This is a genomic window from Mesorhizobium sp. CO1-1-7 (assembly GCF_020164885.1).
Lineage (GTDB): Bacteria > Pseudomonadota > Alphaproteobacteria > Rhizobiales > Rhizobiaceae > Mesorhizobium > Mesorhizobium australicum.
The window spans coordinates 359672-371731 of record NZ_JAIUHA010000001.1; the positions used below are offsets into that span (position 1 = coordinate 359672).

At 62.8% G+C, this 12060-nt stretch carries 13 protein-coding genes; 10 read left to right on the top strand and 3 right to left on the bottom strand.

The window, feature by feature from the left end; translation table 11 throughout:
• The first annotated feature begins 23 nt into the window (after positions 1-23).
• The 7 genes from LB516_RS01610 (at position 24) to LB516_RS01640 (ending at position 7439) form a co-directional block, all read left to right on the top strand.
• Positions 24-797, top strand: coding sequence for an enoyl-CoA hydratase (locus tag LB516_RS01610; protein ID WP_140714030.1), 774 nt, complete (start codon positions 24-26; stop codon positions 795-797).
• A gap of 179 nt (positions 798-976) precedes the next feature.
• Positions 977-1243 carry a 30S ribosomal protein S20 gene (rpsT, locus tag LB516_RS01615; protein ID WP_015319343.1) on the top strand — a complete coding sequence of 89 codons (267 nt, stop codon included), beginning with the start codon at positions 977-979 and terminating at the stop codon, positions 1241-1243.
• Between the two features lie 854 nt (positions 1244-2097).
• A complete protein-coding gene (gene dnaA, locus LB516_RS01620; RefSeq protein WP_015313987.1) occupies positions 2098-3642 on the top strand; it encodes a chromosomal replication initiator protein DnaA in 1545 nt (514 codons plus the stop codon).
• Between the two features lie 200 nt (positions 3643-3842).
• Complete coding sequence (gene dnaN / locus LB516_RS01625; protein ID WP_015313988.1) at positions 3843-4961, top strand: DNA polymerase III subunit beta; 1119 nt, start codon at positions 3843-3845, stop codon at positions 4959-4961.
• Between the two features lie 66 nt (positions 4962-5027).
• A complete protein-coding gene (gene recF, locus LB516_RS01630; protein ID WP_224718794.1) occupies positions 5028-6167 on the top strand; it encodes a DNA replication/repair protein RecF in 1140 nt (379 codons plus the stop codon).
• A gap of 31 nt (positions 6168-6198) precedes the next feature.
• Positions 6199-6951, top strand: coding sequence for a molybdopterin-synthase adenylyltransferase MoeB (locus LB516_RS01635; RefSeq protein ID WP_015313990.1), 753 nt, complete (start codon positions 6199-6201; stop codon positions 6949-6951).
• A gap of 2 nt (positions 6952-6953) precedes the next feature.
• Positions 6954-7439 (top strand): GNAT family N-acetyltransferase, encoded by a 486-nt coding sequence (locus LB516_RS01640; protein WP_224718795.1) that lies wholly within the window; start codon positions 6954-6956, stop codon positions 7437-7439.
• Between the two features lie 35 nt (positions 7440-7474).
• Here LB516_RS01640 and LB516_RS01645 read toward each other — a convergent pair whose 3' ends face one another.
• Positions 7475-8476: a 2-hydroxyacid dehydrogenase gene (locus LB516_RS01645; RefSeq protein ID WP_140660652.1), complete on the bottom strand. Its 1002-nt coding sequence runs from the start codon at positions 8474-8476 to the stop codon at positions 7475-7477.
• A 148-nt stretch (positions 8477-8624) separates the two neighbouring features.
• Here LB516_RS01645 and LB516_RS01650 point away from each other — a divergent pair, with 148 nt between their 5' ends.
• Positions 8625-9185, top strand: a complete 561-nt coding sequence (locus LB516_RS01650) for an SH3 domain-containing protein (RefSeq protein WP_015313993.1) — start codon at positions 8625-8627, stop codon at positions 9183-9185.
• On the opposite strand, the gene LB516_RS01655 is transcribed toward LB516_RS01650, so the two are convergent.
• Both LB516_RS01655 and irrA read right to left on the bottom strand, forming a co-directional pair.
• Positions 9175-9555, bottom strand: coding sequence for a DUF4260 domain-containing protein (locus LB516_RS01655; protein WP_140714034.1), 381 nt, complete (start codon positions 9553-9555; stop codon positions 9175-9177). The genes LB516_RS01650 and LB516_RS01655 overlap by 11 nt on opposite strands.
• A gap of 27 nt (positions 9556-9582) precedes the next feature.
• Positions 9583-10014: an iron response transcriptional regulator IrrA gene (gene irrA, locus LB516_RS01660; RefSeq protein ID WP_015313995.1), complete on the bottom strand. Its 432-nt coding sequence runs from the start codon at positions 10012-10014 to the stop codon at positions 9583-9585.
• Between the two features lie 242 nt (positions 10015-10256).
• Here irrA and fabA point away from each other — a divergent pair, with 242 nt between their 5' ends.
• The gene (gene fabA / locus LB516_RS01665; RefSeq protein WP_127276870.1) at positions 10257-10775 is read left to right on the top strand and encodes a 3-hydroxyacyl-[acyl-carrier-protein] dehydratase FabA; all 519 of its coding nucleotides are present in this window, start codon (positions 10257-10259) and stop codon (positions 10773-10775) included.
• A gap of 49 nt (positions 10776-10824) precedes the next feature.
• Positions 10825-12045: a beta-ketoacyl-ACP synthase I gene (fabB, locus tag LB516_RS01670; protein WP_023773045.1), complete on the top strand. Its 1221-nt coding sequence runs from the start codon at positions 10825-10827 to the stop codon at positions 12043-12045.
• Positions 12046-12060: the final 15 nt, after the last annotated feature.

The following is a 12060-nucleotide window of genomic DNA, read 5'->3' on the forward strand; positions in this document are numbered from 1 at the left end:
CGTCGAGCAAGGAGAAGCAGCCCATGGACTATGAGACGATCATCACCGAGACGCGTGGCAAGGTCGGGCTGATCACGCTGAACCGGCCAAAGGCGCTCAATGCGTTGAATTCCCGGATCCTTGCTGAACTCGTCTCGGCCGTGAACGGTTTCTGCGCCGATCCTGGCATCGGCGCCGTGGTTGTTACCGGTTCCGACAAGGCCTTCGCCGCCGGTGCCGACATCAAGGAAATGCAGGCGATCTCCTACGCCGATGCCTACATCCAGGACTTCTTCGTTGGCTGGGAAGAGTTCACGCGGGCACGAAAGCCGATCATCGCGGCGGTGGCCGGCTATGCCCTGGGAGGCGGCTGCGAACTCGCCATGATGTGCGACTTCATTATTGCCGCCGATACGGCCAAATTCGGCCAGCCCGAGATCACGCTCGGTGTCATTCCCGGCATGGGCGGGTCGCAACGCCTGACCCGGTTCGTCGGCAAATCGAAAGCAATGGACATGTGCCTGACGGGACGGATGATGGATGCCGCCGAGGCCGAACGTTCGGGCCTGGTGTCGCGGGTCGTTCCGGCCGCCGAGCTGGTCGAAGAGGCCGTCAAGGCGGCGGCCAAAATCGCGGATTTCTCGCTGCCATCGGTGATGATGGCCAAGGAAGCGGTGAACCGGGCCTATGAGACGACGCTTGCCGAGGGATTGCGCTTCGAACGCCGCCTGTTCCACTCGCTTTTCGCGCTCGAAGACCAGAAGGAAGGGATGGCGGCGTTCGCCGAAAAGCGGAAGCCGAATTTCACCAACCGGTAGGGCGTGGCGGGCCAGCGTCCGAAACCCGTGGCATCGGCAAAAAGAACGCCCGTCGGCGTTGACGCGCCGGAAAAGCTGAACTATAAGCCGCACCAACCGAGGCGGCCCCGTGGCTGCCCGTTTGTTTTTTGCGCCCTGCGGCACGCCGCGTGCGCCGACCAGATCAGAAGAGAGGCATCATGGCCAACACATCCTCGGCCAAAAAGGCAACGCGCAAGATCGCCCGCCGCGCAGCGATCAACAAGAACCGCCGCTCGCGCGTCCGCACCTACGTCCGCCAGGTCGAGGAGGCACTCGCCTCCGGCGACAAGGCCGCCGCACAGGCCGCCTTCAAGGCAGCCGAGCCGGAATTGATGCGCGCCGCAACCAAGGGCGTGATGCACAAGAACACAGCGTCCCGCAAGGTGTCGCGCCTCGCCCAGCGCCTCAAGGTGCTGTCGGCCTGACATCGCCTTTTCAGGACGATCTTCTTCGAACCCGGCCGATCGCGCCGGGTTTTTTCGTTTGCCGGCAAGTACTTAAAAAGAATAGCCGCAGACAGCCCCAAGTGCAGATTCCCCAGTGCGAAATGATTTGCCGGCACATACATGCCCGCTGATGACCGGCACGCTTGAAAAGCGCCGACTGAAAAAACTACGCTCCGCACAAATAGCTATTTTTTTTCAAACGGTTAGCGACAGTCATCCACAGCTTGTCCACAACGCGCCGAAGAGACGGGAGGACAACTGGCTGTCAAGTGAATTATTTCAGAAAATTTCGCGCCGGCCCGGCTTTTTCATATTCGTCGGAAAAGGGTTTGAATCCCAATGGCTTTGTCAAAATATGCCGCTGCGGCATGGCGCTCCAACCTGCCCGAGGTAACCAGATTCCTTAAAAATCCGTTAGACGTGGCCTTGCCCTATCCACAGCGATTTCGGTAATGTCGATCTATCGAACGGGACGGGCCTCTGGCCCTAACCCAGCCTTACGCGGCCAGCTTAAATTGGCGGGATTTGCGACGTGGATCAAGTCCGCGAACGGGTATGGTTTGCTCTTTTTCGATACGGTAGGGGACTGGCGTAACTAGACATGGCAGGTAGGACGGCGCGCCGGCGCTCTTTCGCCGGACGGCGTTGTATTGCCCTGACATACCCAACGCGGACTGGCTTCCATGGGCCGGCACCGGTTCCCGTCGGATAGTGGGCGACGTTCATTGCCGGCGGCGGCAATGGGCATCGTAGCGAAGACACGGTCGCCGGAAAAGGATGCAGGAGGCGCATCCCCAGCGAAAAACAGGTACAGAAAGGCAAGGAACTCGATCATGCAGAGCGGCATCGAAAGGGAGCTTACGGGCGACCTCCCATTTCCTGGAACTTTGATCGGAGCAAACGAGATGGCGGTCTCCAGCGACGCGGAACAGAAGTTCGACCGGGTCAAGGCCCAGTTGAAGGCGCGCCTGGGAACCGAAGTCTATTCCAGCTGGTTTGGGCGCATGAAGGTCGCGGAAGCGTCCAAGGGCATTGTCCGCATCTCCGTGCCCACCGCATTCCTGCGCTCGTGGATCAACGGCCACTATCATGATCTCATTTCAGAGCTGTGGAAGCACGAGGATCCCGAGCTTCTCAAGATCGAAATCGTCGTGCGCACCGCAACCCGTCAGGGGCGCGGCCAGCCCGAACCGGAATTGGCGCCGGCCCGCAAGATGACGCGGCAGACGCAGACGGCGCTGGCCGCCGGCACCGTCAGTCCAAGTAGGGTGGAGCGGTCTCCGATGCCGCGTCCGGGCGTGCCGGTCGAGAGCGAGTTCCGCCACAATGTCCTGGGATCACCGCTTGATCCGCGTTACACGTTCGGCTCCTTCATCGAGGGACCGTCGAACCGCGTTGCCTTCGCCGCCGCCAAGGCCGTGGCGGAATCGCAGTCGAGCGCGGTACGCTTCAACCCGCTTTTCCTGCATGCCACCGTCGGGCTCGGCAAGACGCACCTGCTGCAGGCCATCGCGGCGGAATCGCTGAAGCAGAACCCGAAGTCACGCGTCGTCTACCTCACCGCGGAGTATTTCATGTGGCGCTTCGCCACGGCGATCCGCGACAACAACGCACTGACGCTCAAGGAGCAGTTGCGCGACATCGATCTCTTGATCATCGATGACATGCAATTCCTGCAGGGCAAATCGATCCAGCATGAATTCTGTCATCTGATCAACATGCTGCTCGACAGCGCCAAGCAGGTCGTCGTTGCCGCCGACCGGCCACCGTCGGAGCTGGAATCGCTCGAACCGCGGGTCCGTTCGCGTCTCAATGGCGGCGTCGCGCTCGAAATGTCGGCGCCCGATTTCGCCATGCGGCTCGGCATGCTCAAACTGCGTCTGGCCACGGCCAGGATCGACGATGCATCGCTGGGCATTTCCGAAGAGATCCTCAACCACGTTGCCCGCACCGTGACCGGCAGCGGACGTGAACTGGAGGGCGCCTTCAACCAGCTCCTGTTTCGCCAGTCGTTCGAGCCGCAGATCACCATCGACCGCATCGACGAGATCCTCGGCCACATCTATCGCACGGGCGAGCCGAAGCGGGTCCGCATCGAGGACATTCAGCGCATCGTGGCGCGTCACTACAACGTCTCGAAGACGGAATTGCTGTCCAATCGGCGCACGCGCACCATCGTCAAGCCGCGACAGGTCGCCATGTATCTGTCGAAGGTGATGACGCCGCGCTCGCTGCCGGAAATCGGACGGCGCTTCGGTGGCCGCGATCACACGACGGTGCTGCACGCCGTGCGCAAGATCGAGGACCTTTCCGGCAATGACAACACGCTGGCGCAGGAACTGGAATTGCTGAGAAGGCTGATCAACGACCAGGCCTGACCGGCTGGAAAGCGCCCGCTTGCGGGGTTGGCCAGCTTTATCCCCAGAAAGCCCGCGCAACCGGCCCGAACCGGTGGCGCGGGCTTGCGTTCACTGGTTTTTTCCTGTCAGTTTGCGTAGATTCTGAAGCCTGTTCAGAGCTTTCGCGGGGCGCCGGCAGCCGGAGACCCGTTCATTCATTCAAGCGAGCCTGTTTCGTCATGCGTGTTATCCTGGAACGGTCAAATCTCCTGAAGTCGCTCAACCACGTGCACCGCGTGGTCGAACGGCGCAACACCATACCGATCCTGTCGAACGTGCTTCTCAGCGCGGACGGCGCCAGCCTCGAAATGAAGGCCACCGACCTCGACCTGGAGGTGACGGAAGCGACGCCCGCCAAGGTCGAGCGCGGCGGCGCGACGACGGTCCCCGCGCACCTGCTCTATGACATCGTGCGCAAGCTCTCCGACGGTGCCGAGGTAATGCTGAAGACGGATGAGGACGGCAACGCCATGACGGTGACGTCGGGCCGCTCGAGCTTCCGCCTGCAGTGCCTGCCGCAATCCGACTTTCCCGAGCTTTCGGCCGGATCCTTCTCGCATATCTTCCGCCTCGATGCGGTGGCGCTGAAGGGCCTTATCGAGAAGACCCAGTTCGCCATCTCCACCGAGGAGACACGCTACTATCTCAACGGCATCTACCTGCACACGCATGAAGTCGGCGGCAAGCTGAAGCTGCGCTCGGTGGCAACCGACGGCCATCGGCTGGCGCGCGCCGAGATTGACGCGCCGGCCGGCTCCGAGGGCATGCCGGGCATCATCATTCCGCGCAAAACAGTGAGCGAGTTGCAGAAACTGGTCGACGATCCGGATGTCGCCGTGACCACCGAACTGTCCGACACCAAAATCCGCTTCACCATCGGCAGCGTCGTCCTCACCTCGAAGCTGATCGACGGCACCTTCCCGGACTATCAGCGGGTCATTCCGACCGGCAACGACAAGAAGCTGATCCTCGACCGCCAAAGCTTCGCCGCCGCGGTCGACCGGGTCTCGACCATCTCTTCCGAACGCGGCCGCGCGGTGAAGCTCTCGATCAGCGAAGGCCAGGTGACGCTTGCGGTCAACAATCCTGATTCAGGCAGCGCCACGGAAGAACTGGCGGCCGACTATTCGGCCGACCCGATCGAGATCGGCTTCAACGCCAAATACCTGCTCGATGTCGCCGCGCAATTGACCGGCACGGAGGCCAAATTCATGTTGGCCGATGCCGGTTCGCCGACGCTGATCCACGACATGGCCGATGAGACCGCGCTTTACGTGCTGATGCCGATGCGGGTATAGCCGGCGCGGCGTCGCTGGCGATACGACTAGGCCTTGGTTGCGGCGACTTCTACAGGCGGATAGCGGTTGCCGGCACAAACCCACATAAGTAAGCTCACGCTTACCAGTTTTCGCAACTATGCGACCCTTGCGATAGATGTCGCGCCGGGCGCCGTGGTCTTTTCCGGCGACAATGGTGCCGGTAAGACCAATCTCCTCGAAGCGATCTCCTTTTTGACACCGGGACGCGGCTTGCGCCGCGCAGCCTACGGGGATGTGGCCCGTGAGGGTGGCGATGGCGGTTTTGCCCTGCATGCACGGCTCGACGGACCTGAAGGCGAGGTCGAGATCGGTACAGGCATTTCCGGGGGCGACACCGCGGAGAGCGGCAGGCGGGTGCGTATAAATGGAGCCGCGGCGCGGGCCGAGGACATGCTGGAATGGCTGCGGGTCGTGTGGCTGACGCCGGCGATGGATTCGCTGTTCACCGGGCCGGCCGCGGATCGCCGGCGCTTTCTCGACCGGCTGGTGCTAGCGATCGATCCCGGCCATGGCCAGCGCGCACTCGATTACGAGAAGGCGATGCGAGGCCGTAACCGCTTGCTGACGGAAGGCTCGCGGGATGCCAGCTGGTTCGAGGCGATAGAGACGCAGATGGCCGAGACCGGCGTGGCGATAGCGGCCGCGCGCGCCGAGTTGGTGCGCCTGCTGGTGGCCATGATCGACAGGCTGCCCGACACCGGACCGTTTCCGCGGGCCGATATCGGCCTTTCGGGTGAATTGGAGGCCGAGATTGCCGGTGCGCCGGCGGTCGATGTCGAGGAGCGGTTCCGACGGGCGCTTGCCGATGGCCGCGACCGCGACCGCGCCGCCGGACGTACCCTCGAGGGCCCGCACCGCTCGGACCTCATGGTCCGGCACCGGCCCAAGGCAATGCCGGCCGAACTCTGCTCGACCGGCGAACAGAAGGCGTTGCTGGTCGGCATCGTGCTGTCGCATGCCCGGCTGACCGGCGAAATGTCCGGCCTGACGCCGATCCTGCTGCTCGACGAGATCGCGGCGCACCTCGATGGCGGCCGGCGCGCGGCACTGTTCTCGATCCTGGAAGACCTGAACTGCCAGGCTTTCATGACGGGTACCGATGCGGCGCTGTTTTCCAGCCTGCATGGCCGCGCTCAGTTCCTGACGGTCGACCATGGCACGGTTGGGCCAACCGAAGACCCCTGACAATATTTTTCGGCCGCTATATGGTCCTGACATGACTACCGCCCTCACCGCCGACGAGATCGAACGCTATGCCCGCCACATCGTGCTGCCCGAGGTCGGCGGCGCTGGCCAGCAGAAGCTCAAGCAGGCGCGGGTGCTGGTGATCGGCGCTGGCGGGCTCGGGGCGCCGGTGCTTGAATATCTCGCCGCGGCCGGTGTCGGCACGCTCGGCATTGTCGACGACGACACTGTTTCGCTCTCCAACCTACAACGGCAGGTCATTCACGGCACCGATACGGTCGGCATGCTGAAAACCCAGAGCGCCGGCGCTGCGATCGCCCGCATCAATCCCAACATATCGGTCGAAACGCACACATTCCGGCTCACCGCGGAAAACGCCCCTGCCCTCGTCGCCAAGTACGATATCGTCGTCGACGGGTCCGACAATTTCGAGACGCGTTATGTGGTTGCCGATGCCTGCGCCAGCGAAGGGAAGCCGCTGGTGCATGCGGCCGTCGGACGTTTCGATGGCTCGGTCACCGTGTTGAAGCCTTTCGAGGACGGCAGGGACGGCAAGCCGAACCCGAGCTATCGGGATCTGTTTCCCGAAGCCCCGCCGCCGGGCCTGGTGCCGTCCTGTGCGGAGGCCGGAGTGCTCGGCGCGCTGACCGGCGTCGTCGGCACCCTGCAGGCAATGGAGGCGATCAAACTGGTCACCGGCATAGGCGAGCCGCTGATCGGCCGGCTGCTGCTTTACGATGCGCTCGCCGCCCGCTTCGAGACCATCCGCTACAAAAGACGCTGATCTTGGAACAACCCCCTGTTTCGATCACGCAAATCCCCGCCGATTTCGGCCGCTGGGGTGATGTGCTTGCCCTGATCATGCATGCCTTCGCCTTCATGGACGGCATCATCGACCCGCCGTCGTCGGCTCACCTGCTCACGGTCGAAGCACTGCGCGCCAAAGCCTTGCGGGAGACAGGCTTTCTGGCGCTCGACGGCGACAGGATCGTGGGCTGCGTTTTTGCTCTCGAAAAGGCCGAGGGTCTTTATGTCGGCAAGCTCGCCGTCGCCCCGGACCGGCAGGGGCAAGGCATTGGCCGGCGGCTGATGCAAGCGGCCGAAGATCTGGCCCGCAGCCGCGGCAAGGCCGACATCGAACTGGAGACGAGGATCGAACTGGCCGCAAATCATGCCGCCTTTGCCCGGCTCGGCTTTCGCGAAACCGAACGGACGGCGCATGAGGGCTATGACAGGCCGACGTCCATCACCATTCGCAAGACCATTTCGTAAGCTTCGGTTTATGAGAGCCGGCGCCTGGAAGGTTTTCAGGTCCTGAGCGGCAGCACGCGGTCCGGCGGGCGATGGCCATCGACGAAGGCGCGGATATTGATGATGACCTTCTCGCCCATGTCGATGCGGCCCTCGAGCGTGGCCGAGCCCATATGCGGCAGAAGCACGACCTTGTTCCTGGCGGCCAGCTTCAAGAGCTTGCCGTTCAGGGCCGGTTCGTGCTCGTAAACGTCCAGGCCGGCGCCGGCGATCTTGCCGTCCTGGATCAGCTTGACCAGCGCTTCTTCGTCGATGATGTCGCCGCGGGCAGTGTTGACGATATAGGCGGTGGGCTGCAGCAACGCGAGCCGCCGCGCCGACAGAAGATGAAAGGTAGCGGGTGTCGAGGGACAATTCACCGAGATGATGTCCATGCGGGCCAGCATCTGGTCGAGACTTTCCCAATAGGTCGCCTCCAGCCCATCCTCGACCGCCGGCAGCACACGATGGCGGTTGTGATAGTGAATGGACAGGCCGAAAGCCTTGGCTCGCCTGGCAACGGCGGTGCCGATGCGGCCCATGCCGACAATGCCGAGCCGCTTGCCCCAGATGCGCCGGCCAAGCATCCAGGTCGGCGACCAGCCGGCCCATTTCTTGTCGCCCGTGAGCACACTGGCGCCTTCCGCCAGCCGGCGCGGCACCGCCAGCATCAACGCCATGGTCATGTCGGCGGTATCTTCGGTGAGCACGTTGGGCGTGTTGGTGACGGTGATGCCCCTCTTGGCCGCCGCCGCCACGTCGATCTTGTCGACGCCGTTGCCGAAATTGGCGATCAGCTTGAGATTGTCGCCGGCCTGGGCAATCAGTGCGGCGTCGATCTGGTCGGTCACGGTCGGCACCAGCACGTCGGCTTCCTTGACCGCGGCGACCAGTTCCGGCTGCGTCATCGGCCTGTCCTCGACGTTCAGCCTTGCGTCGAACAGCTCGCGCATGCGGGTCTCGACCGGGTCGGGCAGCTTTCGCGTGATGACCACGAGAGGCTTCTTTTTGCCTACCATTGTTTCCCTCGTTGAGACCTCTTTAACCAAGACAGGCGAAACTGAAAGCCGGTCGCGGTAGCCGATTTACCCATGTAACAAGCGGTGCCGCCGAAGACAAAGAAAAAGGGGTGCCGCAGCCATCGGGCCGGTGCCGAAAGGAACGAAAGTGTCTGGTTTCGCGTCGCTTCGCCTGGCCCTCAGCGCAGCATTTCTCGGCGCTCTTCTCTATTCTCCGCTTGCCGGCGCGCAAAGCGCGGCCGCTCCCGCCCAGAGCGCCATCACGCTCGGACCGAGCGGCCTGCCGCTGCCGCGATTCGTCAGCCTGAAATCCGGCCGCGTCAACTCGCGTGTCGGCCCCGGCGCCAACTATTCGGTCGACTGGATGTACATGAAGGCTGGCCTGCCCATGGAAATCATCCAGGAATTCGATACGTGGCGGCGCGTGCGCGACGCCGACGGCTCGGAAGGATGGATCAACCAGTCGCTGCTTTCGGGCCGACGTACCGCAATCGTCGCTCCCTGGCAGCGCGGCAAGGGCGGCCAGATCAACCTTCTCAAGAGCCCCGAAAAGGATGCCAGAGTGGTGGCGATCGTAGAACCCGGCGTCATGGGCACGATCAAAGCCTGCGACGGCCAGTGGTGCGAGATGACGTTCGACGGCCACACCGGCTGGCTTGCCCAGTCGGTCGTCTGGGGCGCTTATCCGGGCGAGCGGGTCAAGGACTGAACGTTTCGCTTTTGCGCCCGATACGGCCGAGATGGGTATCCTGAAATCCTGTTGACAGCTTCAAGCCGTAGCCCAGCGCGCGGTCGATCGCGATATGCGCGATCCAGATCAGTGCGACGGCGTTGCCGACCGCACTGCCGGCGAGGTGCCCGGCAAGCAACACAAGCACCGGTACGATCAGAATGTGCAAGGCGTTGTAGGCAATGGCGCCGACGCGTGGGCCGCCGAGATAACCCAGCATCGACAGGTCCGGCGCCAGGATGAGCAACGCGAAGAGCCACCAGGAAACGCCTGTCGCGCCATAGAAGACGATCGCGGCAGCCGCCGCGACGGCCCATTCGAGCCGGACTATCCAATTGAGGAATTTCATCCCAGACCGCTATTCCGGCCTTGCCGATCATTCCGGACGCTTGGGACGCAGCCTCACCACGATATCGACATTGGCGATCTCCATGCCTTCGGGCGGCTCCGGTAGATTGGTGACGGTTACCGGGCCGTTGGCGATGTCGAAAATCCTGTTTTCGCCTTCGATGTAGAAATGGTGGTGGTCGGAGGTGTTGGTGTCGAAGTAGGTCTTGGAACCTTCGACGGCGAGAATGCGCAGCAGCCCCGCCTGGGTAAACTGGTGAAGCGCGTTGTAGACGGTGGCCAGCGATACCGGCACGCCGGCGGCCTGCGCCTCCTCATGCAGTTCCTCAGCCGACAAATGGCGGTCGCCCTTGGCGAAAAGCAGGTCGGCCAGCGCAATGCGCTGACGGGTCGGCCTCAGGCCGGCTTCACGTACCCGCTTGTCCACAGCGACATTTTCCTTCCGGCAGCCCCGGTCCATCTGGTCTTCCAAGCTCGCAGTCCCGCTTCAAGACACGCCCAGAATGGCAAAAAAATGAATGTCTGCCGGAACCGGACCCCTGTTGACATATATTCTGTCGCCCGAATGCGATCAATAGCGCGCATTGACCCGGGCAGACTGGCGGGTTAAGCGCAAACGCCGGTTTCCGGCCTGAAACAGATTGTGTTAGGACACCAACGACAAGGGCGCGCTACCGCCCGGACGATATGGGGACGAAATTGATGGCGGGTTCGAAATCCAGCTACGACTACGAAGAATTGCTGGCCTGCGCTCGTGGCGAGCTGTTCGGAGAGGGCAATGCCCAGTTGCCCTACCCGCCGATGCTGATGTTCGACCGCATCACCGAGGTCAGCGAGACCGGCGGCGCCTTCGACAAGGGTTTCATTCGCGCGGAATTCGATATCAAGCCCGACCTGTGGTTCTTTGCCTGCCATTTCATAGGCAATCCGATCATGCCGGGCTGTCTCGGCCTTGACGCCCTGTGGCAATTGACCGGCTTCTATCTCGGCTGGCTTGGCGAACCCGGCAAGGGAATGGCGCTGTCGACCGGAGAGGTCAAGTTCAAGGGCATGGTCACGCCATCGGTCAAGAAGGTCGAGTACGGCGTTGATTTCAAGCGTGTGATGCGCGGCCGGCTGGTGCTCGGCATCGCCGATGGCTGGATGAAGGCGGATGGCGAGCCCATATATGCGGCGACGGATCTGAAGGTCGGTCTGTCCAAGCAGTCGGCGGTCGCTTGACCGCAGCCCTGGCCCGCGCATTGGCCAGCATCCCTGGAAGGAGTTGCGAATGAGACGTGTCGTAGTCACAGGCCTCGGCATCGTGTCGTCGATCGGCAACAATGCCAACGAGGTGCAGACCTCGCTGCATGACGCCAGATCCGGCATCAGCTTTTCCGATTCCTTTGCCGAACATGGCTTCCGGTGCCAGGTCTGGGGCGCGCCGACGCTCGATCCTTCGGCGATGATCGACCGCCGCGCGATGCGATTCCTGAGCCAGGGCGCGGCGTGGAATCACGTCGCCATGGACCAGGCGATCGCGGATGCCGGCCTCGACGAGAGCGACATCACCAACGAGCGCACCGGCATCGTCATGGGTTCGGGCGGCCCCTCCACGCGCACCATCGTCGAGGCGGCCGAAACCACGCTCAAGAACGGCAGCCCCAAGCGCATCGGTCCCTTCGCGGTGCCGAAGGCGATGTCGTCGACGGCCTCGGCAACCTTGGCCACATGGTTCAAGATCCATGGCGTCAACTATTCGATCTCCTCGGCCTGCTCGACCTCGGCGCATTGCATCGGCAATGGCTACGAGCTGATCCAGTGGGGCAAGCAGGACATGGTCTTTGCCGGCGGCCACGAGGATCTTGACTGGACGATGTCGGACTTGTTCGACGCCATGGGCGCCATGTCGTCGAAGTTCAACGACAGGGCCCCGACCGCATCGCGCGCCTATGACGCCAATCGCGACGGCTTCGTCATAGCCGGCGGCGCCGGCGTGCTGGTGCTGGAAGAGCTGGAGCACGCCAAGGCGCGCGGCGCCAAGATCTATGCCGAGATCGTCGGCTACGGCGCCACTTCGGACGGTTTCGACATGGTTGCGCCCTCGGGCGAAGGCGCGGTCCGCTGCATGCGCCAGGCGCTGGCGACGGTTTCCACGCCGGTCGACTACATCAACACACACGGCACCTCTACGCCGGTCGGCGATTCCAAGGAAATGGGCGCGATCCGTGAAGTGTTCGGCGAGAAGATGCCGTTCATCACGTCGACGAAGTCGCTGACCGGCCATTCTCTGGGCGCGGCGGGCGTGCAGGAATCCATCTATTCGATCCTGATGATGCAAGGCGGCTTCATCGGCGAAAGCGCCCATATCGAGACGCTCGATCCGGAATTCGAGGGCATGCCGATCGTACGCAAGCGCATCGACAACGCAGGGATCGACACCGTTCTGTCGAACTCCTTCGGTTTCGGCGGCACCAACGCGACGCTCGTTTTCCAGCGCTACTCCGCATAAGGCCAAGTTTTTCAT